The 26,256-nt window shown below is 69.6% G+C and carries 20 protein-coding genes; 8 read left to right on the top strand and 12 right to left on the bottom strand.

Annotated elements, in window-relative coordinates; translation table 11 throughout:
* From E3D03_RS04120 to dusB, 7 genes are all read right to left on the bottom strand, one after another.
* The gene (locus E3D03_RS04120; protein WP_263565932.1) at positions 1-1,623 is read right to left on the bottom strand and encodes a TrkH family potassium uptake protein; all 1,623 of its coding nucleotides are present in this window, start codon (positions 1,621-1,623) and stop codon (positions 1-3) included.
* A gap of 9 nt (positions 1,624-1,632) precedes the next feature.
* Entirely contained in the window at positions 1,633-3,009 is a 1,377-nt protein-coding gene (gene trkA / locus E3D03_RS04115) for a Trk system potassium transporter TrkA (protein ID WP_263565931.1), read from the bottom strand.
* Positions 3,010-3,351: 342 nt separating this feature from the next.
* A complete protein-coding gene (locus E3D03_RS04110; protein ID WP_263565930.1) occupies positions 3,352-4,740 on the bottom strand; it encodes a sigma-54-dependent transcriptional regulator in 1,389 nt (462 codons plus the stop codon).
* Entirely contained in the window at positions 4,737-6,995 is a 2,259-nt protein-coding gene (locus E3D03_RS04105) for a sensor histidine kinase NtrY-like (protein ID WP_263565929.1), read from the bottom strand. The genes E3D03_RS04110 and E3D03_RS04105 overlap by 4 nt, the downstream gene beginning before the upstream one ends.
* An 82-nt stretch (positions 6,996-7,077) precedes the next feature.
* Positions 7,078-8,535, bottom strand: a complete 1,458-nt coding sequence (locus E3D03_RS04100) for a sigma-54-dependent transcriptional regulator (protein ID WP_263565928.1) — start codon at positions 8,533-8,535, stop codon at positions 7,078-7,080.
* 9 nt (positions 8,536-8,544) lie between these two features.
* Positions 8,545-9,678 carry a two-component system sensor histidine kinase NtrB gene (locus tag E3D03_RS04095; RefSeq protein ID WP_263565927.1) on the bottom strand — a complete coding sequence of 378 codons (1,134 nt, stop codon included), beginning with the start codon at positions 9,676-9,678 and terminating at the stop codon, positions 8,545-8,547.
* A 20-nt stretch (positions 9,679-9,698) separates the two neighbouring features.
* Complete coding sequence (gene dusB, locus E3D03_RS04090; RefSeq protein ID WP_263565926.1) at positions 9,699-10,727, bottom strand: tRNA dihydrouridine synthase DusB; 1,029 nt, start codon at positions 10,725-10,727, stop codon at positions 9,699-9,701.
* A gap of 232 nt (positions 10,728-10,959) precedes the next feature.
* Between dusB and E3D03_RS04085 the strand changes: the two genes are divergently transcribed.
* The 4 genes from E3D03_RS04085 to E3D03_RS04070 all read left to right on the top strand — a co-directional run bounded on the left by E3D03_RS04085 (position 10,960) and on the right by E3D03_RS04070 (position 16,348).
* Positions 10,960-12,342, top strand: a complete 1,383-nt coding sequence (locus E3D03_RS04085) for an L-serine ammonia-lyase (protein ID WP_263565925.1) — start codon at positions 10,960-10,962, stop codon at positions 12,340-12,342.
* 126 nt (positions 12,343-12,468) lie between these two features.
* Positions 12,469-13,371: a hypothetical protein gene (locus E3D03_RS04080; RefSeq protein WP_263565924.1), complete on the top strand. Its 903-nt coding sequence runs from the start codon at positions 12,469-12,471 to the stop codon at positions 13,369-13,371.
* Positions 13,372-13,466: 95 nt separating this feature from the next.
* The gene (locus E3D03_RS04075; RefSeq protein WP_263565923.1) at positions 13,467-15,683 is read left to right on the top strand and encodes a YjbH domain-containing protein; all 2,217 of its coding nucleotides are present in this window, start codon (positions 13,467-13,469) and stop codon (positions 15,681-15,683) included.
* Positions 15,680-16,348 (top strand): YjbF family lipoprotein, encoded by a 669-nt coding sequence (locus tag E3D03_RS04070; RefSeq protein ID WP_263565922.1) that lies wholly within the window; start codon positions 15,680-15,682, stop codon positions 16,346-16,348. The genes E3D03_RS04075 and E3D03_RS04070 overlap by 4 nt, the downstream gene beginning before the upstream one ends.
* A 209-nt stretch (positions 16,349-16,557) precedes the next feature.
* Here E3D03_RS04070 and E3D03_RS04065 read toward each other — a convergent pair whose 3' ends face one another.
* The 4 genes from E3D03_RS04065 to E3D03_RS04050 all read right to left on the bottom strand — a co-directional run bounded on the left by E3D03_RS04065 (position 16,558) and on the right by E3D03_RS04050 (position 19,017).
* Positions 16,558-16,761, bottom strand: coding sequence for a hypothetical protein (locus E3D03_RS04065; protein WP_379029276.1), 204 nt, complete (start codon positions 16,759-16,761; stop codon positions 16,558-16,560).
* A gap of 214 nt (positions 16,762-16,975) precedes the next feature.
* Positions 16,976-17,758, bottom strand: a complete 783-nt coding sequence (locus E3D03_RS04060) for a metal ABC transporter permease (RefSeq protein ID WP_062561198.1) — start codon at positions 17,756-17,758, stop codon at positions 16,976-16,978.
* Positions 17,759-17,764: 6 nt separating this feature from the next.
* Positions 17,765-18,532, bottom strand: a complete 768-nt coding sequence (locus tag E3D03_RS04055) for a metal ABC transporter ATP-binding protein (protein WP_263565921.1) — start codon at positions 18,530-18,532, stop codon at positions 17,765-17,767.
* Positions 18,529-19,017, bottom strand: coding sequence for a Fur family transcriptional regulator (locus E3D03_RS04050; protein ID WP_263565920.1), 489 nt, complete (start codon positions 19,015-19,017; stop codon positions 18,529-18,531). Before E3D03_RS04050 ends, E3D03_RS04055 begins: the two co-directional genes overlap by 4 nt.
* A gap of 81 nt (positions 19,018-19,098) precedes the next feature.
* Here E3D03_RS04050 and E3D03_RS04045 point away from each other — a divergent pair, with 81 nt between their 5' ends.
* Both E3D03_RS04045 and hemP read left to right on the top strand, forming a co-directional pair.
* Positions 19,099-20,067, top strand: coding sequence for a zinc ABC transporter substrate-binding protein (locus E3D03_RS04045; RefSeq protein ID WP_263565919.1), 969 nt, complete (start codon positions 19,099-19,101; stop codon positions 20,065-20,067).
* Positions 20,068-20,237: 170 nt separating this feature from the next.
* Positions 20,238-20,414, top strand: coding sequence for a hemin uptake protein HemP (gene hemP, locus E3D03_RS04040; protein ID WP_081614994.1), 177 nt, complete (start codon positions 20,238-20,240; stop codon positions 20,412-20,414).
* Positions 20,415-20,536: 122 nt separating this feature from the next.
* On the opposite strand, the gene E3D03_RS04035 is transcribed toward hemP, so the two are convergent.
* Positions 20,537-21,991 carry a pseudouridine synthase gene (locus E3D03_RS04035; protein WP_263565918.1) on the bottom strand — a complete coding sequence of 485 codons (1,455 nt, stop codon included), beginning with the start codon at positions 21,989-21,991 and terminating at the stop codon, positions 20,537-20,539.
* A gap of 110 nt (positions 21,992-22,101) precedes the next feature.
* Between E3D03_RS04035 and E3D03_RS04030 the strand changes: the two genes are divergently transcribed.
* Both E3D03_RS04030 and E3D03_RS04025 read left to right on the top strand, forming a co-directional pair.
* Positions 22,102-22,572 carry a nucleoside deaminase gene (locus E3D03_RS04030; protein WP_263565917.1) on the top strand — a complete coding sequence of 157 codons (471 nt, stop codon included), beginning with the start codon at positions 22,102-22,104 and terminating at the stop codon, positions 22,570-22,572.
* 76 nt (positions 22,573-22,648) lie between these two features.
* Positions 22,649-26,083 (top strand): pyruvate carboxylase, encoded by a 3,435-nt coding sequence (locus E3D03_RS04025; protein ID WP_263565916.1) that lies wholly within the window; start codon positions 22,649-22,651, stop codon positions 26,081-26,083.
* Positions 26,084-26,256: the final 173 nt, after the last annotated feature.

Below are 26,256 nucleotides of genomic sequence, written 5' to 3'. Positions count from 1 at the left end.
CTAACGGCGCCAGTATTCGGGCGAGAACAGCGCCAGAATCGCCAGCGTCTCGAGCCGCCCGACGATCATCGCCGCCGCCAGCACCGCCTTGGTCAGGCCGGGCAGGCCGGCCCATCCCTCCCAGGGTGCGCCCGCCATGCCGGCCGAACCCTGGAAGGTCGGCGTCAGCGGGATCGCGCCGGCGAGCGGGCCGGTATTCGTCAGCGCCGCGATGGACAGGATCGTCGCCGTGTCGAATTCGATCTGCTGCAGCGAGATCAGCATGACCGTCACCGCGATGGAGCTGGCAAAGAGCATGAAGAAGATGAAGGCGAGATAGGCCCCCTCGCGCCGCAGCCGCCGCGCCATCAGCCCGCCGCCGCCGATGGAGCTGGGGTGGACGATCTTTTCCAGCTCACGCTCGGAATGCCGGGCCAGGGCATAGACGCGCAAGAGCTTCACCCCGCCGGCCGTGGTGGCAACGCCGCCGCCCATCATCGCCAGCCCCGCCAGCATCAGCCCGGGCGAGCTGAGCCCCGACCAGTTGCGCGCGCCCTGCCATTCGACCGAGTTCCAGCCGGTCGTGGTCAAGTAGCTGAGCCCGTTGAAGATGCCGCCCCAAGCGGCGGAAAGCGCGCTGTCCAGCGTCTCGAGCACGCCCTTGGCGCCTTGGGGCGAGACGCCGATGGCGCCGGCGAAATGGCGCAGGAACAGCATGGCCGAGACCATCAGCACCACCCCCGCCGCCATCTGCAATTCGGGGTCGCCGCGCCAGCTGTCGCTGACGATCAGCTCGCCGCCGCCGGGCCAGAAGCGGCGCGACAGCGCCGGGATCAGGAACAGGAAGATCACCATCTCGCCGGCGATGCCGCTGCCCTGCCCCGCCGGGCCATTGACCGGGCTGATGCCGCTGGTCGAGAGCGTGCCCAGCGCCCGGGTCAGCGCGATGAGCCCGGTCTCGCCCAGCATCAGCAGCACCGTCCACATCAGCAGCGTCAGCCCGGCGTAAAGCGGAAACACCGCCCGGGCGGCGCGGATCACCCGATGCACCGGGTCGACCAGCTCGGTCTGGAAGGCCGGCGCCGAGAGATGCGTCACCACCGCAGCCGCCTCGGCCGAGCGCGGCAGCCGCTCGAACCGCTCGCTGCGGCCATAGGGCGAGGACAGGATCTCGAACCCGCCGACGCGCAAGGGCGCCAGCAGGGCCACGGCGGCGATCAGCATGAACAGCCCGCCCATCCAGCCGACCAGCGCCCGCCACAGGTGGAGCGGCGGCGCCAGCAGGTCGGCGGCGTAAAGCGAGGCGCCGGTGGTGGTCAGGCAGGAGATCATCTCCCACCAGGCGTTGAAGAAGCCGGTGTCGGGCAGCGCCAGCGCAAAGGGCACCGCCAGCGCCGCCGGCAGCACCGCCATGGTGCCGAGCATGGCCAGAAGCACGCTGCGCGCCTGCGGCCCGGCCGGCCTTTCGGCGGTGGCCAGCCCCAGGATCGCCGACAAGAGCACGACCAGCCCGGCGCAGCCCAGGAAGATCGAGCCGATCTTGTGCTGGTCGGTGGCATGGGCGTAAAGCCCGGGCAGCACCATCGCCGCCCCGCCGATCCCGGTCAGGACCACCATCAACGGCAGGCGCGCCAGCCACCCCATGCCCCGGCCTCAGAAGAAATCGATCGAGACCTGAAGCAGGCGCTCGACCTCGGGGACGTCGGATGCCAGGGCAAAGATAACCACGATGTCGCCCTCCTCGATGCGCAGGTCGCCGGTGGGCTTGACCACGCGCTCGCCCTTCTGGACGGCGCCCATCAGCGCGCCCTCGGGGAATTCGATGTCGCGCAAGGCGCGCCCGGCGATGGGCGAGGTGGACAGCACCTGCGCCTCGATCACCTCGGCCTCGGCATCGCCGATGGAATAGATGTCGCGCACCCGGCCGTGCCGGATATGGCGCAGGATGGTCGAGACCGTGCTGGCGCGCGGGTTGATGAAGGCGTCGATGTCCAGGGGCTCCATCAGCGACATCAAGGTCGGGTCATTGACCAGCGAGATCGCAAGTTTGGCGCCGGCCTGCTTGGCACGCACGGCGGCCAGGATATTGGTCTTGTCGTCATCGGTGATCGCCAGCACCGCATCGGCGCGCGGCACGGCCGCCTCCTCCAGCAGTTCGGCCGAAAGCCCGTCGCCGTTCAGCACGATGGTGCGGTTCAGCGCGTCGGCGGCATCCTCGGCCCGGCCGCGCGAACGCTCGATCAGCTTGACGCGCACCCGCTCGGGCCGGGCCTCCAGCGCCTGGGCCACGGCAAGGCCGACATTGCCGGCGCCGATGATGACGACGCTTTCCTGCCGCGCGGCGGGCTTGCCGAAGATTTCCAGCGTGCGCGGCACGTCCTCGGTGCGGGTGAAGACATAGACCTGGTCGCCGTCGAACAGCTGGTCGCCCGGCTCGGGCGCGAACAGCCGCCCGCCGCGCCGGACGCCGCTGACGATGGCGCTGAGGCTGGTGAACATCTCGTTCAGCTGCCGCAGCGGCGTGTTCAGCACCGGGCTGTCGGGGTCGAGCACGATGCCCAGCAGGTCCAGCCGGCCGTCGAGAAAGGTCTCGGCATCGAAGGTCGAGGGCGCCGACAGCCGCTGGATCGCCGCCCGCGCCACCTCGCGCTCGGGGCTGATGACCACGTCGATGGACAGGTGGTCGGTGCGGTAGAGGTCCGACCAGATCGCATCGAGATAGGCCGGGCTGCGCAGCCGCGCGATCTTTCGCGGCACCTGGAAGACGGAATGCGCCACCTGGCAGGTGACCATGTTCACCTCGTCCGAATGCGTGGCGGCGATGATCAGGTCGGCGTCGCGGGCGCCGGCGCGGTCCAGCACGTCGGGATGGCTGGCGAAGCCGGTCACGCCCTGGACGTCCAGCGCATCGGTGGCGCGCCGGATCAGCTCGGCATTGGTGTCGATGATGGTGACATCGTTGCGCTCGCCGGCAAGATGGCGGGCGATGTGCCAGCCGACCTGCCCCGCTCCGCAGATGATGATCTTCATTCCGGCCCCGGTTCATGCCCTTCGTGAAGCGCGATCCTAGCGCGCCCGGGACGCGACGGATACTGGGAAAGCGCCGGGACTAGGTGGGCAAGCCTGGCGATGATAGAGATGTCGCATGGGTATTTGTGGAGCAAAGAAGCCGTTAACCGCTCCTTCATGTTTTTCAGCCATATTCCACGAGCGGTACAGGCTGGGGAGCCGATGACCGCGAGCGAAGAAGCCGCCCCGGTCATTTGGCCAAAACCTGTCCCGCCTGATCCGCGGGGGTGGCCGGGGCGCAACCTTCCGGCTTCTTTGCTCCACAAATACCCATGCGACCGGGCAACCGGCGCAGGTCCGGGGTCACTTCCCCATCATCTCCTCCTCGACGCGCACGCCGCCGACGACGCCGAGCGACTTCAGCTTGCGATGCAGCGCCGAGCGTTCCATGCCGACGAATTGCGCCGTGCGGCTGATATTGCCGCCGAAGCGGTTGATCTGCGCCAGCAGGTATTCCCGCTCGAAAAGCTCGCGCGCCTCGCGCAGCGCCAGGCTGGTGATCTGCGGGCCCAGCGCCAGGGCCTCGCCGGTGCTGGCGCCGCCGTTCTGGGTTTCCAGTTCCGAGGGCAGGATCGGCCCCGGGCCGTCGCCCAGGATCAGCACCCGCTCGATCACGTTGCGCAGCTGGCGGATATTGCCCGGCCAGTTCATCGCCTGCAGCGCGGCGCAGGTTTCCTCGGGCAGGGCGCGCTGCGGCAGGCCCTGGGTGGCGTGAAAGACCTCGATGAAATGCCCGGCCAGCGTCGGGATGTCGTCGCGGCGTTCGGCCAGCGAGGGCACCGCCACCGGCACCACGTTCAGCCGGTCGTAGAGTTCCTGGCGGAAGCGGCCGGCGGCGATTTCCACCGCCAGGTCGCGGTTGGTCGAGGAGATCACCCGCAGGTCGACCCGCACCTTGTCGGTGCCGCCGGCGCGCGTGAACTGCTGTTCGGTCAGCACGCGCAGGATCTTGGGCTGGGTGCCCAGCGGCATGTCGGCGACCTCGTCGAAATAGATCACCCCGCCATGCGCCTGCTCCAGCAGCCCCGGCTCGATGCCGCGTTCGGAGGTTTCGCGGCCGAAGAGCACCTCTTCCATGTGGTCGGGCTCGATGGTGGCGCAGGGCACGGTGACGAAGGGTTCGCGGGCGCGCGGGCTGTGGGCGTGGATGTAGCGCGCGGCGCTTTCCTTGCCCGCCCCCGGCTCGCCGGTCAGCATGATGCGGCCGTTCGACTTCGACACCTTGTCCAGCTGTTCGCGCAGCCGCCGGAACGGTGCGGAATTGCCCAGCATCTCGGCCGCCCGCGCCTCGACCCGCTTCAGCGTCGCATTCTCGTGCCGCAGGCGCGAGGCTTCCATCGCGCGGCGGATCACCACCAGTAGCTGGTCGATGTTGAAGGGCTTCTCGATGAAGTCATAGGCGCCCTGCTTGATCGCCGCGACCGCGATCTCGATATTGCCGTGGCCCGAGATGATGACCACCGGCACGTCCGGGTTGTTGCGCTTGACCTGCTTGAGGATGTCGATCCCGTCCATCTTGCTGTCCTTCAGCCAGATGTCGAGGATCATCAGCGCCGGCTCCGAGAGGTTCAGCTCGGCCACCGCCTGGTCGGAATTGGCGGCGAGGCGGGTCGCATAGCCCTCGTCGCGCAGGATGTCGGAAATCAGTTCGCGGATGTCCCGCTCGTCATCGACAATCAGAATATCGCTCATTTTGTTGTTTCCTGCTCGTGTTTCTGGCGTCGTGTGGACAGGCGCACCGGCTGGCGCTCGCGCGGCAGGCGGATTTCGGCCATGGCGCCCTGTCCGTCGGGGGCGTCGGTCAGGGACAGGCTGCCGCCATGTTCCTCGACGATCTTCTTGACGATGGGCAGGCCGAGGCCGGTGCCGCCGGGCTTCATCGTCACATAGGGCTCGAAGAGCCGGGTGCGGTCCTCGGGCAGGCCCGGGCCGTTGTCGGTGATGCGGATGGTGACCGCATCGGGCGCGGCCAGCATCTGGACCGCGACTCTGGGCTGCCAGCCCGCGGGTGGGGCCGGGCGCAGCTCGTCCAGCGCCTCGCCGGCGTTCTTCAGCAGGTTGGTGAAGACCTGCCCCATCATCCCCGCATCGGCATCGACGATCACCGGCTGCTCGGGGATCTCGGCGACCAGCGCGCCTTGCAGCGCGTCGCGCTGCATCAGCGCGCTGTCGCGCAGCAGCTTCGCCAGATCGGTTTCCCTGCGGTCCGGCTCGGGCATGCGGGCGAAGCGGCTGAATTCGTCGACGATGCGGCGCAGGTCGCCCGTCTGGCGGATGATGACGCCGGTCAGCTGCTCCAGCGCCTCGGCATCGTCGCCGGCGACGGGGGCGAACTTGCGCTTCAGCCGCTCGGCCGAAAGCTGGATCGGGGTCAGCGGGTTCTTGATCTCATGCGCCACCCGCCGCGCCACGTCGCCCCAGGCCGCCATGCGCTGCGCCGAGACAAGGTCGGTCACGTCGTCCAGCGCCACGACATAGCCTTCCAGGCCGCCGGCGGCGCCGCGCCGGATCGCCATGCGCACCAGCAGGCTTTCGACGCGGCCCTCGCGGGTCAGGCGGATCTCGTCCTGCACCGATTCGGCGACGGAATGCTCCAGCCGCTGAAACAGCGGGGCGAATTCCGGCACCGCATCGGACAGCAGCCGGTCGTGCGCCGCCGCCGGGTCCAGGCCCAGCAGCCGCGTGGCCGAGCGGTTCAGGAAGTCGATCTCGCCCGCCGCGTCCAGGCCGATCACCCCGGCGGTGACCGAGGACAGCACCGAATCGAACAGCCGGCGCTGGTCGTCGGCGGTGCGATAGCTTTCGACCAGCTCCAGCCGCTGCTGCTTCAGCTGCCGGGTCATGCGGTTGAAGGCCTGGCCCAGGGTCTGGATCTCGTCGCCGGTGTCGGGCTCGGGGATCTGCAGGTCCAGGTTGCCCTCGCCCACCTGCTCGGATGCTTCGGCCAGCCGGCCGATCGGGCGCGACAGCCGGTCGGCGAACCACAGCCCCAGCCACATCGCCGCCGCCACCAGCAAAAGCGCGAAGCCCAGATAGACCAGCGAGAACTCCAGCAGGATGCGGCCGCGTTCCTTTTCCAGCCGCTGATAGTCGCCGACGGTCTGGCGGGTGTCGTCCAGAAGGCCCAGCAGCTTGCCGTCCACGTCGCGGGTGACATAGAGATAGCGGTCGGCCAGCGGCGTCAGCGGCACCAGGGCGCGGAATTCGTTGTTCTGCCAGTCCTCGATCAGCACCATGCCCTTGGCCGCCGCCTCGTCGAACTCGGCGGGCGTGGGCTGTTCGTACCAGAACTGATAGCTGCGCTCGCCGCGGGCGCGGATGGTGCCGCTGCCGTCGATGACATAGGCCTCGCGCAGCCCGCGCTGGATCTTGCTTTGATAATCCGTCAACAGCAGCCGCAGGTCGCCGTCGTCCAGCAGCGGCTTGCGCCGCACCTCCTGCATCAGCGCGCCGGCCAGCAGCTTGGCGTCATTGGTCAGGTCGCGGCGATGCTCTTCCTGATAGGCCTCGGCGGCGGAAAGCGAACTGGCCACCACCGACTGCACCTGCCCCGAGAACCAGCCTTCGAGCCCGATGTTCAGCGTCAGCCCGGCAAACAGCGCCACCAGCACCGTGGGCACCAGCGCGATGGTGGCAAAGACGCCGACCAGCCTGGTGTGCAGCCGCGAGCCGGCGGCGGATTTGCGCCGCGCGGCAAAGATGCGCGCCATGCGCGCCACCACCAGCCCGGTCAGCACGATCAGGTAGAGCAGGTCCGCCAACAGCACCAGCCGCAGCGCCGAGCCGCCCGGCTCGGCGGTCGAGAACGGGCCCATGACCGCGAAGGTCAGCGCCGCCAGCACCGGGCCCAGCAGCGCCAGCCCCAGCGTCGCGGCGTTGCGGTAAAGCCGCAGACGCCGCAGACGCGCGACGCGTTCCCATGTGCCTTTGGACAATGTGCCTGCCACTGTGCCCGCCTTCGCCTTCGCCGCTGTGTCGCGGCCTTGCTGTGGCCGTTCAGCGACTAGCGTGCGGCCATCTGTGGCCGTTTTACATCAGCTTGCGGCGCCTTGTCACTTCGATATTCAGGTCGGTGAGCTTCTTGCGCAACGTATTGCGATTTATCCCCAGAAGATCGGCGCATCTCAGCTGATTGCCGCCGGTCGCATCCAGCGCGATCTCCAGCAGCGGCTTCTCGATCTCGCGCAGGATGCGGTCGTAAAGCCCGGGCGGCGGCAAGTCGTCGCCATGCAGGTCGAAATAGCGTTGCAGATGCATCTCGACCGATTGCGCCAGCCGCATGGTCGCCGGCTCGGCCAGCGCCGCGGGCGTGCCGGGCGCGGCGGGGCCGTGGCCGGGCTGGCTCGGCGGCGGCGGCAGGATGGGCGCGGCCTGCGCCAGCGGCGCCGATTCGCTCAGCGCGGCGCGGGCCTCGGCCTCGGTGATCTCGGCCCCGGCGGCGGTCAGCGCCATGCGGCGCATCATGTTTTCCAGCTCGCGCACATTGCCCGGGAAGGCATAGGCGCGGATCAGCGCGGTCGCGCCTTCGGACAGGCTGCGCGCGGGCAGGCCCTGCGCGGCGGCGCGGGCCAGCAGGTGCCGCGCCAGCGGCGGGATGTCGTCCACCCGCGCCCGCAGCGGCGGCACGGTGATCGTCACCCCCGCCAGCCGGTAATACAGGTCGGCGCGCAGCCGGCCGGCCGCGACATCGGCCTGCGGGTCGGGCCCAGTGGTCGAGACCAGGCGCGGCATCTGGTTGCGGCCGGGGCCGACCTCCCAGGCCTCGATCATGCCGATCAGCCGGGCCTGCGCGGCGCTGTCGAAGCCGGCCGGGTCCTCGATCAGCAGCGTGCCGCCCTGGGCGCGGTCGCCGGCGCGGTGGATCGCCTCCTCGGACAGGTCGGCCGAGGTCAGCACGACGAAGCCCGACTCGCGCCGGTCCGACAGGTCATGGAACGAGCGCGCGACCACGGTCTTGCCCACCCCGGCCTCGCCCGCGATCATCACCGGCAGGTCGGCGTTCAGCACCCGCGCCACCATGCGAAACAGGTTCTGCATCGCCGGCGCATGGCCGATCAGCGGCAGGGTCGGGTCGGCCGCGCTTTCCAGCGCGGGCGCGGCCGGCGCCGGGTCCGACTTGCGCACCCGCCGCGCCAGCGCCTGCCCGGCCCGCGTCATCAGGTCGGGCAGGTCGAAGGGCTTCGGCAGATAGTCGAAGGCCGCGGCCTCGGTGGCGCGGATCGCGGTCACGATGGTGTTCTGGGCCGAGATCACGATCACCGGCAGGTCGGGCCGCGCCTTGCGGATGGCCGGGATCATGTCGATGCCGTTGCCGTCGGGCATCATCACATCGGTGATGACCAGGTCGCCCCGGCCCTCCTCGACCCAACGCTGCAACTGCGCCAGCGAGCCGGTGGCATGGACCCGGCAGCCGGCGCGGGTCAGGGCCTGGGTCAGCACCGTGCGGATGGTGCGGTCGTCGTCGGCGATCAGAACGGTGCCGTCCATGGGGAAACCTCAGGCTTTGGGCAGGGAAAGGCGAAAGACGGTGCGACCGGGGCGGGTATCCAGCGCGATCCAGGCGCCGTGGTCGGTGATGATCTTGGACACCAGCGCCAACCCCAGGCCGGTGCCGTTCTCGCGCCCCGAGACGAAGGGCTCGAAGACCTCGGCGACGATGGTTTCGGGGATGCCGGGGCCGTCATCCTCGATCTCGATCTGCAGCGGCAGGCTGCGGCCCTGCGGCTCGGCCTCGGTCGGCGCCAGGCGCAGCGTGCCGTCATAGAAGCTGCGGATGCGGATGGTGCCGCCCTGGCCGGCGCGCTGGATCGCCTCGGCGGCGTTCTTGACCAGGTTCAGGCAGACCTGCACCAGCTGGTCGGCGTCGATCAGCGCCGGCGGCAGCGAGGGGTCGTATTCCGGCACGATGCGCAGCCCGCGGCCAAAGCCGACCGAGGCCGAGCGGCGCACCCGTTCCAGCACGTCATGCACGTTCACCGCCGAAAGCCGCGGCGCCGAGGTGTCGCCGAAGCGTTCGACCTGGTCCAGCAATTCGACGATGCGGCGCGATTCCGCCACGATCAGGTCGGCCAGGTCGCGGTCCTCGGCCGCGAGGTTCATGCCGATCAGCTGCGCGGCGCCCCGGATGCCGGCCAGCGGGTTCTTGATCTCATGCGCCAGCATCTCGGCCATGCCGATGGCCGAGCGCGCGGCCGAGCGCGCGGCCTGGCCGTTGCCCAGCCGGCCGCCGCCGTCCTGCGGCGCGATCAGCACGGCGATGCCGCCCGCGGGGCTGGGCGCGGCGCCGGCGTGGATGGTGCCGAAGCGGTCGGTATGCCCGCCCGAGCGGTCGCCGATCTCGAAGCGCACGCCAGCGCGGTTCAGCGCGTCATGGCCTTCGCGCACGCGGTCCAGGATCGAGCCCAGTGTCGGCACGATGCGCAGCCGCTTCAGGATCTCGGGCCCCTCCAGTGCCAGGCCCAGCGACGAGCGGCAGGACAGGTTCAGGAAGGCCTCGGCCAGGTCGTTCATCGCCGCGATGCGGCCCTGGGCGTCCAGGATGATCGCGGGCAGAGGCAGTGCCGCCCAGTTGGGGCCGACCTCGGCCGGGGTGAAGCCGGCGCCGGTCTCGACCTCGGGGTCGCGGGCCATGTCGGACCTGGGCCGGGCTGTCACGAGGGCACCTCGGTCGCGGGGGAAAACACCGGCGCCGCATCGCCGAAGCCGGCGCGGATCGCGGCCAGCGCCGCCTCGGGGGTCGGCGCGCGCAGAAGCTCGGCGCGGTTCGGGGCGCCGTTCGCCTCGGCATACCAGCCCAGGTGCTTGCGCGCGACGCGCAGGCCCAGCTCGCGGCCGTAAAGCGACAGGATGTCGTCGTAATGCTCGGCCACGGCCTCGGCCAACGCGGCGCCCTGCGGCACCCGCGGCGCGGGCGTGTTCCACAATTCATGCGCGATCTGCGCCAGCCGCCAGGGCGCGCCCTGGGCGCCGCGGCCGACCATGACCGCATCGGCGCCCGATCGCGCCAGCGCCAGCCGCGCCGAGGCCGCATCGACCACGTCGCCGTTGGCGACCAGCGGCGGCCGGCCCGGCAGGTTCGCCACCGCCCGGATCGCCGCCCAATCGGCGCTGCCGGTATAGAATTGCGCCCGGGTCCGGCCGTGCACGGTCAGCATGCGCACCCCCGCCCCGGCGGCGCGGGCCGCGAGTTCCGGCGCGTTCAGGCAATCGCCGTCCCAGCCCAGCCGCATCTTCAGCGTCACCGGCAGGTCGGGCACGGCGGCGACCACCGCGTCGATCAGGCCCAGCGCGTGGTCGAGATCGCGCATCAAGGCCGCCCCCGACAGCCCGCCCGTGACCTTCTTGGCCGGGCAGCCCATGTTGATATCGACGATGCGCGCGCCCATGCCGGCGACGATGCGGGCGGTCTCGGCCATGGCCCCGGCCTCGCGCCCGGCGATCTGGACGCTGACCGGCGCCGCGCCCTCGGTCAGCGCCTTGGCGCGGACGGCGGCGCGGGTCGAGGGCCGCGGCGTCACCATCTCGGTCGAGGCGACCATCTCGCTGACCATCAGCCCGGCCCCGCCGTGGCGCTGGACGGCGCGGCGAAAGGCCAGGTCGGTGATGCCCGCCATCGGCGCCAGGAAGACCGGGGCGCCAAGGGCGATATCGCCAAGAAGGATCGGTTCGGGTCGCGTCATGAAAGAACTCGTAGGCCGGGCCGTGGGAATGCGAAAGAAAACGGCTGCTGCCCGATCCGTGGGCGGTCGCATGCCGGGAGGATTTGCCGTGATTTTGTGCTTGATGCCGAAATAACGTGCAGGCGGCGACTCGTCAAATGTCGCGACGGTTCCTAAGTGCCGTCGCAGCCGCGCTGGCCGCAGGGGCGCGGTCCGGCTAGACTGGGGCGCTACTGACAACGGGAGCCGGCGCATGTTTCTTTCGGTCTTCGACATCTTCAAGATCGGGGTCGGCCCCTCGTCCTCGCATACCATGGGGCCGATGGTCGCCGGCGGGCGCTTCCTCGACGCGCTGCGGGCGCAGCCGTTCAAGGCGCATGGCCTGCGCGCCAGCCTGCACGGCAGCCTGGCCTTTACCGGCAAGGGCCATGCCACCGACCGCGCCACCATCCTGGGCCTGGCCGGATTCCTGCCCGAGACCATGGATGCCGAGGCCGCCGAGGCCGTGCTGGAGGCGAACCGCCAGAGCCGCGTGCTGACGCCGCGCGACCTGGGCGAGCTGCATTTCGACCCAGGCCGCGACCTGGTCTTCGACTTCGACCGGGCGCTGGCCGGCCACGCCAACGGCATGATCCTGATGGCGACCGACGCCCAGGGCGACGTGATCTTCAGCGAGACCTATTATTCCATCGGCGGCGGCTTCGTGCTGACCGAGGCGGAACTGGCCGCGCGCGGCGACGACACCCGCACCGACGCCTCGCCCAAGGTACCCTATCCCTTCGCCCAGGCTGCCGAGATGCTGGAGATGGCCGCGAAATCGGGCAAGTCCATCGCCCAGATGAAGCGCGACAACGAGCGCGTGTTCCGCAACGACGCCGAGATCTCGGCCGGCATCCACCGGATCTGGCAGGTGATGCGCGACTGCATCGACCGGGGCCTGGAGGCGCGCGGCATCCTGCCCGGCGGGCTGTCGATCCGCCGCCGCGCCGCCGGCATCCACGAGGCCCTGAAGGCCGAGGCCGGCATGAACCTGACCGCGCCGCATGTCATCAACGACTGGATGTCGATGTATGCCATGGCGGTGAACGAGGAGAATGCCGCCGGCGGCCAGGTCGTCACCGCGCCGACCAATGGCGCGGCGGGCGTGGTGCCGGCGGTGATCCGCTATTGGCTGGACCATGTGCCTGGCGCCTCGGAACGCCAGATCGACGAATTCCTGCTGACCGCCTCGGCGGTGGGCGGGCTGATCAAGCACAATGCCTCGATCTCGGGCGCGGAATGCGGCTGCCAGGCCGAGGTGGGCAGCGCCTCCGCCATGGCGGCGGCGGGGCTGTGCGCCGTGCTGGGCGGCAGCGTCGAGCAGGTGGAAAACGCCGCCGAGATCGCGCTGGAGCATCACCTGGGCATGACCTGCGACCCGGTCGCCGGCCTGGTGCAGGTGCCCTGCATCGAAAGGAACGGCCTGGGCGCGATCAAGGCCGTCAGCGCCGCCAGCCTGGCGCTGCGCGGCGACGGCAAGCATTTCGTGCCGCTGGACGCCGCCATCGAGACCATGCGCCAGACCGGCCGCGACATGATGGACAAGTACAAGGAAACCTCGCTGGGCGGGCTGGCGGTCAACGTGCCGAACTGCTGAGGGGCGCGGATCTTTGCTGAAATCCCTGCGCCGGCTGGCCGCAAGCCCTGTCGGCGCTTGCCCAATCCCGGGCCTTCCTGTAGCCAATAAGGCATAAGGAAAACCCATGGAACCGGGACAGAGCAGATGAAATTCCGTTCGGCTTTCGCCGTTCTCTCGATGACTGTTGCCTTGGCCGCTTGCGGAAACCTGCCTTGGCAGCAGGAAGACCGCGCCGCCGACACCCCCGCCCATTCCGGCCCGCCCGGCGTGTCGCCGCTGGAGCAGCCGATCGAAACCGGGGCCGAGCAGAAGCCGGTCGCCACGGCCGAGGCCAGCACCATGGGCACCGCGATCTTCCGCGCCGCGGGCGCCGGCTGGACCGCCACCGCCGGCGACAAGACCGCCGTCTATGAACGCCCGGGCGCCAAGTCGGTGGGCGTGACCGTGCGCCGCATGACCTATGCCAAGGGCGTCGAGTTCATCGGCAACATGAACGGCCAGGTCTTTGCGCTGAACATCCGCGCCGAAGGCTGCGAGGTCGGCGGGCAGAAGACCCCGTTCACCGCCAACCTGCGCGTCGGCAGCCAGCGCCTGACCGGCTGCGCCATGCCGACCGACAGCCTGCCCAAGGCGCAGGTCAAGGCCTCGTCCGCCGCGCCGAAGCCGAAGTCGACGCCGAAGCCCGCCGCCCCGGCCGCGAAGCCGGCCGAGCCGAAGCCCGCGCCGACCACCGAGCCCGCGGCGCCGGAAACCCCGGCGGCCACGACTCCGGCCACGACCACGCCGGAAACCACGCCGACGACGACACCGGCCACGACGACGCCCGCGACGCCGGCCCCGGCGACCGAGGCGCCGGCGGCCTCGACGCTCCCGGCCACGACCGAGGCTCCGGCCGCAACCACGACCGAGACCCCGGCTCCGGCCGAGACCGCGCCCGCCACCACCGAGACGCCGGCGGCGCCTAGCGGCACGACCGGCAGCGCCACCACGCCGGCGCCGATCCTGCCGGTGCCCGAGGCGACGGATTCGACCACGACCACTGAGTAAGCCCGACGATCCCGGCGCCGCGCGGACAGATCCCGCGCGGCGCCGGCCCCTCCGCCAGCACCAGGCTGCGCGCCATGACCTGAAAGGATCCGCCGATGCGCGCCCATTCGCTTCTTACCCGCCGCCTGATGGCGACGACCGTGCCGGCCCTGCTACTTCTGGGCCTGGCCGCCGGTCCGGCCCGGACCGATCCGATGATCGGCGACGTGATGAACAGCTACGGCCTGGCCGGCGGCGTCGAGACGCCGACCGCCGAGATGCTGCCCGACGCCACGCTGGGCGGAACCGTGTCCTACAACAAGGCGGCGCGGCGCCATAACGTGATCTTCCAGCTGCATCCGCGCATCACCACCGCGCTGCGCTATTCCCGGGTCGAGGGCATCAACGACCACAACGAGCTGGGCCATATCTGGGACCGCTCGTTCGACATCCGCTTTGCCGTGGTGGATGAGGCCGGTTGGCGCCCCGCCGTGGCCATCGGCCTGCAGGACTTCCTGGGCACCGGCATCTATTCCGGCGAATACATCGTCGCCACCAAGACCATCACGCCCCGGCTGCGCGCCAGCGTCGGCATCGGCTGGGGCACGCTGGGGGGCAATCCGCGCCTGATCGAGATCGGCGACACCGGCGGCAAGCCGCAGGTCGACGAATGGTTCCGCGGCAAGGCCCGGCCCTTCGGCTCGATCACCTGGCAGGCCACCGACAAGCTGCGGCTGGTGGCGGAATATTCCAACGACAAGTATCTGGTCCGCAACCTGTTCCCCAACGGCCATGTCGAGGAGATCCCGCAGGGCGACGGCGAGCCGGGCAGCAAGCTGAACCTGGGCGCCTATTACACCTTCAGCCCCAGCTATCAGGTCGGGCTCTATACCATCGGCGGCGACATGTTCGGCGCCCAGTTCAGCTTTGCGCTGAACCCGCGCAACGCGCCCTTCCCCTCGGGCCTGGAAAAGGCGCCGGCGCCGGTCAAGCCGCGCCCCGCGCCCTCGGCCGATCCCGAGGGCTGGTCGGGCGCCTGGTCGGCCGATCCGACCGCGCAGCCGGCGATCCAGACCGCCCTGGCCGGGGCGCTGAAGGACGAGGGCCAGATCCTCGAATCCATGTCCCTGTCCGGGAACCGGGCCGAGGTCCGCATCCGCAACACCCGCTATATCCAGCAGTCCGAGGCCGTGGGCCGCACCGCCCGGCTGATGACCCGCGCGCTGCCGCCCTCGGTCGAAACGCTGGTCATCACCTCGAACACCGACGGCATGGCGACCTCGTCCGTGGTGCTGAAGCGTTCGGACGTCGAGCGGCTGGAGAATACCGAGGCCGGCCGCATCGCCGATGCCTCGCAGCTGGTCGATGCCGATCCGCGGCCGGGCGACCTGGTCACGACGCCGGGCCTGTTCCCGCGCTTCCGCTGGAACCTGGCGCCCTATCTGGACATCGGGCTGTTCGACCCGCAGGACCCGCTGCGCTATGAGACCGGCGCGCAGTTGAAGGCGAGCTACGAGTTCATGCCGGGGCTGATCGTCTCGGGCACCATCCGCCAGCGCGCCTTCGGCAGCATGGAGCAGCGCGGCCCCGGCATTCCGCCCGAGCTGAACGGTGGCGTGCGCGGGGACCATTACACGCCCGAGGAATATGTCTCGGACCCGGCGAACGAGTATTTCCGTGGCGTGCCGCGGGTCCGCTCGGACACCCGCATGTATACCGGCAACGACAGCCCGACGATCCCCGAGCTGACGCTGGCCTGGTATGCCCAGCCGACCGAGGCGATCTATTCCCGCGTCACCGTCGGCCTGCTGGAGCGCGCCTATGGCGGCGTCTCGACCGAGGTGCTGTGGAAGCCGGCGAATTCGCCGCTGGCCTTCGGCGCCGAGGTGAACCGGGTCAAGAAGCGCGACTTCGAGGATGTCTTCGGCTTCCGCGACTATGAGGTCACGACCGGCCATGTCTCGGCCTATTACGAATTCGCCAATGGCTTCACCGCGCAGCTGGACGTCGGCAAATACCTGGCCGGCGACAAGGGCGCGACCTTCACCCTGACGCGCGAATTCGCCAATGGCTGGCGCATCGGCGCCTTTGCCACCAAGACCGACCTCAGCGACAAGGAATTCGGCGAAGGCTCCTTTGACAAGGGGCTGACGATCTCGATCCCGGTGGCCTGGGCCATCGGCACGCCGACCCGCGACCGCGCCGGCAGCACGCTGCGTTCGCTGTCGCGTGACGGCGGCGCGCGGCTGAACGTCGACGGCCGGCTCTACGACAAGGTCCGGGACGCGCAATCGGTCAAACTCTATCAAGGCTGGGGGAGGTTCTGGCGATGATTTCGGCCCGCATGACCAAGGCGGCGCTGTCCGCTACTCTGATCGCCGGCCTTGCCGCCTGCGGCAACGACGACAGCGGCAACCAGACCAACCCGGTGCTGATCGCCGCCAAGGCGGCCGGCAGCACCGCGACCCGGATCCGCGGCGGCAAGGCCGAGGCGCCGGCCGAGGCCCCGCGCACGCCCGAGCAGATGGCCGCCGAGGCGCTGCGGGTCAACCCCGCGCCACTGGTCATGGTCGGCTTCGAATCGCTGGGCCGCACCCAGGTCATGGCGATGACCGGGCAGAACGGCGGTTTGCGCACCTATATGGCGCCCTCGAAAGAGGCGCTGATCATCCGCGACGGCATGGTGGTCGGCACGCGCGGCTTCGGCCACGACCTGTCGGTCGCCGAGCCGCAGACCGAGCCGCTGATCCGCGCCGGCCGGGCCGGCAGCGCGCCGCGGGTCATGCGCTATTTCAGCGGCGACGGGCTGGAGCGGCCGCTGAACTTCGACTGCTCGGTGGCTCCCGGCCCCAAACCGGGCGTGGTGGTGGAAAGCTGCGAGGGCCATGGCGCGCGGTTCCAGAACAATTACGCGCCTCAGGGCGGGCATTTGCCGGTGTCGCGGCAATGGCTGGGCCCGCAGCTGGGCTATGTCACCATCCAGACCCTGCGGCCCTGACAAGGGCCGGGCGGCAGCGCAAAACCGGCCTCTTGGGGCCGGTTTTTTCATGGGCGCGTCGTTGCGACGGCAGCACGGCCGCTGGGGTATTTGGAAAACAAAGAAGGCACGAGGCTGGGCCTTGCGATGGCGGGCCCGCGCAAAAAAGCAAAGGGGCTGGCACGAGGCCAGCCCCTGTACGCTTACGGAACCGAAGTCCCGTTGAGCGATTAGCTGTCGTCGTCGTCCGAAGCGACGGCGGCGATGACGCCCAGCAGCAGCAGGGCCGGGACGACGAGGCCAGCGTTCGACGAAGCGGGCTTCTCGTCGACGACGACCGGCTCAACTTCCACGACGGGGGCAACGTAACCGCCGGCCAGAGCCGACGAAGCCGTCAGGCCGAGGGCCAGGGCGAAGGTAGCGAATTTGGTCATGATCATGCTCCGTTCAGTACTTTGAAGGCTGCCGTTTCCGGCAACATCATTGGGACAGTCGCATAAACCCAAGGACTTGGAAAGCGGTCTTGATGGGAAGCTTCTGCGCGCCACAGGCAACTGTTGCATAATAGCCAACACCTCGCGCTCTAGGCGAGATGCCGCCGGCCCGCCGGCCGAAACCTGCCGGCCGCCGAGACGGGTCAGCATGGGGTCATTTCCGGCAAAGCACCAGAGTAAAAGCATAAATCAGCGCGGAAATCGCCACGATGGACGGGCCGGCCGGCGTATCGAGCCACAGGCTGGCCCAAAGCCCGCCCAGCACCGCGACGGCACCGATGGCGGTGGCGGAACCGGCCATCTGTTCGGGCGTTGCAGAGAATCCCCGTGCCGCCGCGGCCGGCACGATCAGCATGGCCGAGACCAGCAGCGCCCCCACGATCCGAATCGCGATCGCCACCACCAGCGCCAGCGCGAGCGACAGGATCAGCCGCTCGCGCGCCGGGTCGATGCCGGCGGCCATGGCCAGTTCCTCGTTCACCGAGGCCGTCACCAGCCGCTGCCAGCGCCAGGCCAGCAGCGCAATCACCGCCGCCGCCCCGCCCCAGATCCAGGCCAGGTCCGCCTTGCCCACCGCCAGGATGTCGCCGAACAGGAAGGCGTCGAGCCCAGTGCGCAGCGCGGGCACGAAGCTGACCGCGACCAGCCCCAGCGCCAGCGCGCTATGCGCCAGCACCCCCAGCACCGTGTCCATGGACTGGCCGCGCCCTGTCAGATGCGCCACCGCCAGCGCCATGGCCAGCGCCACGCCCAGCGTGCCGAGATAGACCGGCAGCGAAAAGGCAAAGCTCAGCGCCACGCCCAAGATCGCCGCATGCGCGGTCGAATCGCCGAAATAGGCCATGCGCCGCCAGACCACGAAGGAGCCCAGCGCGCCGGTCGCCAGCACAAGGCCAAGCCCGGCCAGCACGGCACGGGTCAGGAAATCGTCAAGCATGGGGCCTCAGTGCTCATGGGCGCAGGCCGGGCCGTGATGATGGCCCTCTGCGACGTGGTCGTGATCGTGATCGTGGTGATGCTGGTAGAGCGCCAGCGTGCCCTGCGCCTCGGCGCCGAAAAGGGCGCGATAGGCGGGCGCGGCGCTGACCGCCTGCGGCGTGCCCTCGCAGCAGACATGGCCGTTCAGGCAGACCACCCGGTCCGAGGCCCGCATCACCACCAGCAGGTCGTGGCTGACCATCAGCACGGCGGCGCCGGTCCGGGCGCGGACCTCTTCGATCAGCTTGTAGAAGGCGACGATGCCGGGCTGGTCCAGCCCCTGCGTCGGCTCGTCCAGCACCAGCAGCTGCGGATCGTTGAGCAGCGCGCGGGCCAGCAGCACGCGCTGGAACTGCCCGCCCGAAAGCGCGGTGATCTGGCGCGATTGCAGGCCCGGCACGCCGGTGCGGTCCAGCACCGCCGCCGCCTCGGCATCACCGACGCGGCGCGGCAGCGACAGGAAGCGGCGCACGGTCATCGGCATGGCGCGCTCGATGTTCACGCGCTGCGGCACGTAGCCGATGCGCAGGCCCGGCGCGCGCTCGACGCGCCCCGAATCCAGCGCCAGATGGCCCAGCAGCGCCCGGATCAGCGTCGATTTGCCCGAGCCGTTCGGGCCCACCACGGTGACGATCTCGGCCGGGGCGATGCGGAAATCGACATGGCTCAGCACCGGCAGGTCGGCGCCGGCATGGCTGACCGACAGGTCGGCGGCGCGGATCAGCGCCGTCACAGCCCGGCCTCGCGGCAGCGGGCGCAGAGGCCCAAGAGTTCGACCGTGCTGCGCTCGATCCCGAAGCCGGCGCTGGCGGCGAGGCCGGTGAGCGCGGCGCGAAGCTGGGCCGAATCGGCCTCGGCCACCTGCTCGCAACCGCGGCAGATCAGGAAGGCGGGCGAATGGTCGCGTTCGGCCGAGAGGCAGGCGGCATAGGCGTTCAGCCGCTGCACGCGATGGGCAAGTCCTTGCTCGACCAGGAAATCCAGCGCGCGATAGGCTACGGGCGGCTGCTTGCCGAAACCCTCGGCCGAGAGGCGCTCCAGCACCTCATAGGCGCCCATGGCGCGGTGCGATTCCAGCAGGATTTCCAACGCACGGCGGCGCACCGGGGTCAGGCGCACGCCCTCGGCCTTGGTCTGGCTTTCGGCGCGGGCCAGGACGGCGGCGGCGCAATGCGCGTGGTCGTGGTCGTGGAACGGGTCGGCGGGGTCATCATGCATGATGTGATACTATTACAATTTCACTTGACGAGTTACGATATAACATAAATAACTCTGGCGTTTCCGCAAGAGAGCCCAGACATGACCCGACACGCCCTTCTTCTTTCCGTTGCCCTGGCCGCCCCGGCCCTGCCCGCCCTGGCCGAGGTGCCGCGCGTGCTGGCGGATACGCCGGTCACCGCCGCGCTCGTCCAGCAGGTCATGGGCGAGCTGGGCCAGCCCGAGGCGCTGCTGGCGGCGGGCAGCGATCCGCATCACTATCAGCTGCGCCCGAGCCAGGCACGCAGCCTTCAGGACGCCGACCTGCTGGTCTGGGTCGGCCCGGCGCTGACGCCCTGGCTGGAGCGGCCGGCCGCCGGCCTGGCCGCAAAGGGCGCCGCGCTGGCGCTGCTGGAGCAACCGGGCACGCAGCTGCGGGATTTCGCCGGCGGGGACGAGCATGAGCATGAGCATGAACATGAGCATGAGCATGAGGACCATGCCGGGGATCACGGCCATAATCACGGCGACGACGGCCATGATCACAGCGGGCTCGACCCGCATGCCTGGCTTGACCCCGACAATGCCGCGACCTGGGTGCAGGGCATCGCCGCCGCCCTGTCGCAGCGCGACCCCGACCATGCCGAGACCTATGCCGCCAATGCCAGCAAGGCGGCGGCCGAGATCGCCGCGCTGGACGGCGCGCTGAAGGCGCAGCTGGCGCCGGTGCAGGGCAAGCGATTCGTGGTCTTCCACGATGCCTATGGCTATTTCACCGATCATTACGGGCTGCAGCCGGCCATCGCGGTCAGCCTGGGCGATGCCTCGACGCCGTCGGCGGCGCGGCTGAAGACGATTCGCAACCAGATCGCCGCCGAGGGCGCCGCCTGCGCCTTTCCCGAGGCGAATCACGACCCCCGCCTGATCGCCGCCGTGACCGAGGGCAGCGCCACCCGGGCCGGCGCCGCGCTGGACCCCGAGGGCAGCACGGCCGAGCCCGGCGCCGCGCTTTATGCCACGCTGCTGCGCGGCATGGCCGGGGCGCTGGCGGACTGCCTGGGACAGGACTGAGTCATTATCTCCAGTCCAAACCGAACGGGCGCCGCATCGGCGCCCGTTTTTATTTGCCGAAAACAGTCGGTTACGGAATCCGAAAATTCCCGACTATTTCCCTTTGACATCTCTGAGCGAATTTGTCAGGTTACGCTTACCGCGACAGAAACCAACACGAGGACATGGACATGACCGCGACCCGCCCCGCCGAATTCACGCGTCCCGGCGTCATCGCCCTGCAGCGCCTGCCCGAACATGATGCCGAAGCCCTGACCGCGGGCGGCAACCAGGCGCTGATCGTCCTGGGCGACCAGGTCTATAACCTGCGCATCACCCGGGCCGGCAAGCTGATCCTCACCAAGTAAGCGTCCACGCCGCGCCAGCACCGCAGCCATCATGCGCCTTGGGCCGCGCGGCCGGCGCCTGCGCAGGGCCGTGAAATTCCGGGCGGCGCGGTTTCCCGACGCCACCCGCCATGCCGATGCGGTCAGCCGCGTTTCGGCCCCTTTCCCTCAGGCCGCGCTCCCTTGCCGGGGGCGCGGCCGCTTTTTGCCGGGCCGCCCGGACGTTGGCCGGTTTTGGGGCCGGGTTTGCCGCCGGGCTTGGGGCCGCGCATCGGCTTGCCCTCGCCCCGCGGCTTGAAGCCGCCCTCGGCCTTGTCGGCGCGCGGCTTGAAGCCCCGGCCACCCTCGGCCGGGCGCGGGCCGGATTTGAAACCGGGCTTGCCCGGGCGCTCGGGACGATCCGAATCGTCGCGGCGGGCGAGGGGCTTGCGGTCGCCGTCGCCCCGCTTGGCAAAGGGTTTGCGGTCGCCTTCCTCGCGTTTGGCATATGGCTTGCGATCACCGTCCTCGCGCCGCGCGAACGGTTTCCGATCACCCTCCTCGCGGCGGGCAAAAGGCTTGCGCTCGCCGTCCTCGCGGCGCGCATAGGGTTTGCGGTCACCATCCTCGCGCTTGGCATAGGGTTTCCGATCGCCGTCCTCGCGCCGCACAAACGGCTTGCGGTCACCCTCCTCGCGGCGGGCAAAAGGCTTGCGCTCGCCATCCTCGCGCCGGGCAAAGGGCTTCCGGTCCCCGTCATCCCGCCGCGCGAAAGGCTTGCGCGGCCGCTCGTCGGCCTCGCCGCGCGCGGCGCCGCGTTCGCGGAAGCTGCGGGGCTTTTCCTCGGTCTCGCCGGTCAGCAGCCCGCCCAATTGGTCGCGCAGCACCTTGCGCTTGACCTCGCGGACCTCGTTCTCCTCGAGCCCGGTCAGCTTGAACGGCCCATAGCCGATGCGGATCAGCCGGTTCACGATCAGCCCGACATGGGACATGGCGCGGCGGATCTCGCGGTTCCTGCCCTCGCGGATGCCGACGGTCAGCCAGGCATTGGCGCCCTGCTGGCTGTCCAGGCTGATCTCCATCGGCGCGAATTCCTCGCCCTCGATGGTCACGCCCCGGCGCAAAGGCGCGAAGGTCAGGTCGTTCGGCGTGCCGTTCACCCGCACGCGATAGCGCCGCAGCCAGCCGGTGGTCGGCAGTTCCAGCCGCCGCTTCAGCTCGCCGTCGTTGGTCAGCAGCAGCAGCCCCTCGGAGTTCAGGTCCAGCCGGCCGACGGTCATCACCCGCGGCAGGTCGCGCGGCAGGGCGTCGAACACGGTCTGGCGGCCCTTCTCGTCGCTTTCGGTCGTGACCAGGCCCAGGGGCTTGTAATACATCCACAGCCGCGTCTCCTGCGGCGCTTCCAGCGGCTTGCCGTCGACGCGGATCTTGTCCTGGGGCGTCACGTCCAGCGCCGGGCTGTCGATCTTTTGCCCGTTCACGGTCACGCGGCCCTCGACGATCATGCGCTCGGCCTCGCGGCGGCTGGCGACGCCGGCGCGGGCCATCACCTTGGCGATGCGGTCGGATTGCGGATTGGCGGACGGATCTTGGGCGGTCTCGGGGGTGTCTTCGGTCATGGCGATCTCCTGCGCATCGCTGCGGTGGCAAAGCGGGCAATCTAGGCCGAACGCATGAGGATGGAAAGCAGTTCTTGCACGGGCGCCGCACGCGCGCGAAAAGCACCGCCATGGATTTCGCCTCGCATATGCCCGATGCGCTGGAAGAGGCGCGCGCCGCCGCCCGCCGCGACGAGGTGCCGGTCGGCGCGGTGCTGGTCGGCGCCGATGGCCGCGTGCTGGCGCGGGCCGGCAACCGCACGCGCGAGCTTTGCGACCCGACCGCCCATGCCGAGATCCTGGCCATCCGCGCGGCCTGCGCCGCGCTGGGGTCGCAACGCCTGCCCGGCGCGCGGCTGTGGGTGACGCTGGAGCCCTGCCCGATGTGCGCCGCGGCGATTTCCGCCGCCCGCATCGCGGTGCTCTACTACGGCGCCGAGGACCCGCGCATGGGCGGGGTGCGCCATGGCGCCCGGGTCTTCGACCATCCGCAATGCCACCACCGGCCAGAGATCATTGACGGCATTTCGGCAGGAGAATCGCGCATTCTGCTGAGAAACTTCTTTATCGCGCGGCGATCTGACGACATGACCGGCGCATGACACTGCCGAAACAGACTGCTTGCGCTGCAGCGCAGCATCTCTAATGTGCCCGCTCGGGCGAACACAGGGGGGCGATATGTTCCGCAAGATCTTGGTTGCGAACCGTGGCGAGATTGCGATCCGCGTGATGCGGGCGGCGAACGAGCTCGGGAAGAAGACGGTGGCGGTCTATGCCGAGGAGGACAAGCTGGGCCTGCACCGCTTCAAGGCGGACGAGGCCTACCGGATCGGCGAGGGGCTGGGGCCGGTCGCGGCCTATCTCTCGATCCCCGAGATCATCCGCGTCGCCAAGGAATCCGGCGCCGACGCCATCCATCCGGGCTATGGCCTGCTCAGCGAGAACCCCGATTTCGTCGACGCCTGCCAGGCCGCCGGCATCGCCTTCATCGGGCCGAGCGCCGACACCATGCGCGCGCTCGGCGACAAGGCCAGCGCCCGGCGCGTCGCGATCCAGGCCGGCGTGCCGGTGATCCCGGCGACCGAGGTCTTGGGCGAGGACATGGAGGCGATCAAGGCCGAGGCGGCCGAGATCGGCTATCCGCTGATGCTGAAAGCCTCCTGGGGCGGCGGCGGGCGCGGCATGCGGCCGATCATGGGCCCCGAGGAACTGCCCGAGAAGGTGCGCGAGGGACGGCGCGAGGCCGAGGCCGCCTTCGGCAATGGCGAGGGTTACCTGGAAAAGATGATCCTGCGCGCCCGCCATGTCGAGGTGCAGCTCCTGGGCGACAGCCACGGCGGGCTTTACCATCTTTATGAACGCGACTGCACCGTGCAGCGCCGCAACCAGAAGGTCGTCGAACGCGCGCCCGCGCCCTATCTGACCGAGGACCAGCGCGCCGAGGTCTGCGCGCTGGCTCTGAAGATCGGCCGCGCCGTCGGCTATCAGAACGCCGGCACCGTCGAATTCCTGATGGATATGGACAGCCAGCAGTTCTACTTCATCGAGGTGAACCCGCGCGTCCAGGTCGAGCATACCGTGACCGAGGAGGTCACCGGCATCGACATCGTGCAGTCCCAGATCCTGATCGCCGAAGGCGCGACGCTGGCCCAGGCCACCGGCGCCGCCAGCCAGCAGGACGTGCACCTGAATGGCCACGCCCTGCAATGCCGGGTCACGACCGAGGACCCGCTGAACAACTTCATCCCGGACTACGGCCGCATCACCGCCTATCGCTCGGCCACCGGCAACGGCATCCGGCTCGATGGCGGCACCGCCTATTCCGGCGGCGTCATCACCCGCTTCTACGATTCGCTGCTGGTCAAGGTCACCGCGCATGCCCAGACCCCGGAAAAGGCCATCGCCCGCATGGACCGGGCGCTGCGCGAGTTCCGGGTGCGCGGCGTGGCGACGAATATCGAATTCGTCATCAACCTGCTGAAACACCCGACCTTCCTTGACGACAGCTATACGACCAAGTTCATCGATACCACGCCGGACCTGTTCGCGTTCCGCAAGCGCCGCGACCGGGCGACGAAACTGCTGGTCTATATCGCCGACATCACCGTCAATGGCCATCCCGAGACCGCCGGCCGGCCGCTGCCGCCGGCCGAGGCCCGCGCCCTGGTGCCGCCCGCAGCCAAGGCCGAGCCGGCGCCGGGCACGCGGCAATTGCTGGAGAGCCAGGGCCCGAAGGCCGTCGCCGACTGGATGCTGGCGCAGAAGCGGCTGCTGATCACCGACACCTCGATGCGCGACGGCCACCAGAGCCTGCTCGCCACGCGGATGCGCTCGATCGACATGATCCGGGTCGCGCCCTCTTACGCCGCGAACTTGGCCGGCCTGTTCTCGGTCGAATGCTGGGGCGGCGCGACCTTCGACGTCGCCTATCGCTTCCTGCAGGAATGCCCCTGGCAGCGGCTGCGCGACCTGCGCGCGCGCATGCCGAACCTGATGACGCAGATGCTGCTGCGGGCCTCGAACGGCGTCGGCTATACCAATTACCCCGACAATGTGGTGCAGGAATTCGTGCGCCAGGCGGCGAAGACCGGGGTGGACGTGTTCCGGGTCTTCGACAGCCTGAACTGGACCCCGAACATGCGCGTCGCCATGGATGCGGTGATCGAGGCCGGCAAGATCTGCGAGGGCACGATCTGCTATACCGGCGACCTGCTGGACCCGGCGCGCTCGAAATACGACCTGCAATACTATCTGAAAATGGCGCGCGAACTCAGCGACGCCGGCGCGCATGTGCTGGGGCTGAAGGACATGGCGGGGCTGTTGAAGCCGGCCTCGGCCAGCATCCTGGTGAAGGCGCTGAAGGACGAGATCGGCCTGCCGGTCCACTTCCACACCCATGACACCGGCGGCATCGCCGGGGCGACGATCCTGGCCGCCGCGGCGGCGGGGGTCGATGCGGTCGACTGCGCCATGGACGCGCTGTCGGGCAATACCTCGCAGGTCTGCCTGGGCTCGGTGGTCGAGGCGCTGCGCCACACCGAGCGCGACACCGGGCTCGACATCCGCGCCATCCGCGAGATCTCGAACTACTGGGAGGCGGTGCGCGAGCAATATGCCGCCTTCGAGAGCGGCTTGCAGGCCCCGGCCTCCGAGGTCTGGCTGCACGAGATGCCCGGGGGCCAGTTCACCAACCTCAAGGCGCAGGCGCGCTCGCTGGGGCTGGAGGAACGCTGGCACGAGGTCGCCCAGGCCTATGCCGACGCGAACCGGACGTTCGGCGACATCGTCAAGGTCACGCCCAGTTCCAAGGTGGTGGGCGACATGGCGCTGATGATGGTGGCGCAGGGGCTTTCGCGCCAGCAGGTCGAGGATCCCTCGGTCGAGGTCGCCTTCCCCGACTCGGTCGTCGACATGATGAAGGGCAACCTGGGCCAGCCGCCCGGGGGCTGGCCGGCGGCCTTGCAGAAGAAGGTGCTGAAGGGCGAGGCCCCGCTGACCACCCGCCCCGGCGCCTCGATGCCGCCGGTGGACCTGGAGGCGACCCGGGCCGAGGTCGAGGCGCTTCTGGAAGGCAAGACCGTCGATGACGAGGATCTGAACGGCTATCTGATGTATCCCAAGGTCTTCCTCGACTACATGGGCCGGCACCGGATGTATGGCCCGGTGCGCACGCTGCCGACGCGGACCTTCTTCTACGGCATGGAGCCGGGCGAGGAGATCGCGGCCGAGATCGACCCCGGCAAGACGCTGGAGATCCGCCTGCAGGCCATCGGCGAGACCGACGAGACCGGCGAGGTCAAGGTGTTCTTTGAACTCAACGGCCAGCCCCGGGTGATCCGGGTGCCGAACCGCCTGGTCAAGGCGCAGACCGCCGCCCGTCCCAAGGCCGACCCCGCGAACGAGGGCCATGTCGGCGCGCCGATGCCCGGCGTCGTCGCCTCGGTCGCGGTCGCGGTCGGCCAGAAGATCAACCTGGGCGACATGCTCTTGACCATCGAGGCGATGAAGATGGAAACCGGCCTCCACGCCGACCGCGCCGGCACGGTCAAGGCCCTCCACGTCACCCCAGGACAGGCCGTCGACGCAAAGGACCTCCTGGTCGAAATCGAATAGGGCGCCGTTCCGGCGTCAGCAGAACGGGCCGGATGCCGCGCGCATCCGGCCCTTTTTCATGCGCGCGAACCCCGGCGGCGCGACGAAGCCGCGCAGGTGTCGCGGTCTCTTGCATACATTCGCATAATCGAATATATCACAGATGAAATTCCGCATCCCGCCCGCCAAGCACG

It is taken from the genome of Paracoccus sp. DMF, from assembly GCF_004407025.1.
GTDB classification, from domain to species: domain Bacteria; phylum Pseudomonadota; class Alphaproteobacteria; order Rhodobacterales; family Rhodobacteraceae; genus Paracoccus; species Paracoccus aminovorans_B.
This window is presented reverse-complemented; position numbering and strand designations above follow the sequence as displayed.

Excerpts from the sequence above, each read along its gene's own strand:
- E3D03_RS04050 (WP_263565920.1), bottom strand. The coding sequence starts at position 19,017 with ATGCATGATGACCCCGCCGACCCGTTCCACGACCACGACCACGCGCAT.
- hemP (WP_081614994.1), top strand. The coding sequence starts at position 20,238 with ATGACCGCGACCCGCCCCGCCGAATTCACGCGTCCCGGCGTCATCGCC.
- E3D03_RS04060 (WP_062561198.1), bottom strand. The coding sequence starts at position 17,758 with ATGCTTGACGATTTCCTGACCCGTGCCGTGCTGGCCGGGCTTGGCCTT.
- E3D03_RS04080 (WP_263565924.1), top strand. The coding sequence starts at position 12,469 with ATGAAATTCCGTTCGGCTTTCGCCGTTCTCTCGATGACTGTTGCCTTG.
- E3D03_RS04035 (WP_263565918.1), bottom strand. The coding sequence starts at position 21,991 with ATGACCGAAGACACCCCCGAGACCGCCCAAGATCCGTCCGCCAATCCG.
- E3D03_RS04095 (WP_263565927.1), bottom strand. The coding sequence starts at position 9,678 with ATGGCCCGCGACCCCGAGGTCGAGACCGGCGCCGGCTTCACCCCGGCC.
- E3D03_RS04110 (WP_263565930.1), bottom strand. The coding sequence starts at position 4,740 with ATGAGCGATATTCTGATTGTCGATGACGAGCGGGACATCCGCGAACTG.
- E3D03_RS04030 (WP_263565917.1), top strand. The coding sequence starts at position 22,102 with ATGGATTTCGCCTCGCATATGCCCGATGCGCTGGAAGAGGCGCGCGCC.
- E3D03_RS04065 (WP_379029276.1), bottom strand. The coding sequence starts at position 16,761 with ATGACCAAATTCGCTACCTTCGCCCTGGCCCTCGGCCTGACGGCTTCG.
- trkA (WP_263565931.1), bottom strand. The coding sequence starts at position 3,009 with ATGAAGATCATCATCTGCGGAGCGGGGCAGGTCGGCTGGCACATCGCC.
- E3D03_RS04120 (WP_263565932.1), bottom strand. The coding sequence starts at position 1,623 with ATGGGGTGGCTGGCGCGCCTGCCGTTGATGGTGGTCCTGACCGGGATC.
- E3D03_RS04075 (WP_263565923.1), top strand. The coding sequence starts at position 13,467 with ATGCGCGCCCATTCGCTTCTTACCCGCCGCCTGATGGCGACGACCGTG.
- E3D03_RS04085 (WP_263565925.1), top strand. The coding sequence starts at position 10,960 with ATGTTTCTTTCGGTCTTCGACATCTTCAAGATCGGGGTCGGCCCCTCG.
- dusB (WP_263565926.1), bottom strand. The coding sequence starts at position 10,727 with ATGACGCGACCCGAACCGATCCTTCTTGGCGATATCGCCCTTGGCGCC.
- E3D03_RS04045 (WP_263565919.1), top strand. The coding sequence starts at position 19,099 with ATGACCCGACACGCCCTTCTTCTTTCCGTTGCCCTGGCCGCCCCGGCC.
- E3D03_RS04025 (WP_263565916.1), top strand. The coding sequence starts at position 22,649 with ATGTTCCGCAAGATCTTGGTTGCGAACCGTGGCGAGATTGCGATCCGC.
- E3D03_RS04100 (WP_263565928.1), bottom strand. The coding sequence starts at position 8,535 with ATGGACGGCACCGTTCTGATCGCCGACGACGACCGCACCATCCGCACG.
- E3D03_RS04070 (WP_263565922.1), top strand. The coding sequence starts at position 15,680 with ATGATTTCGGCCCGCATGACCAAGGCGGCGCTGTCCGCTACTCTGATC.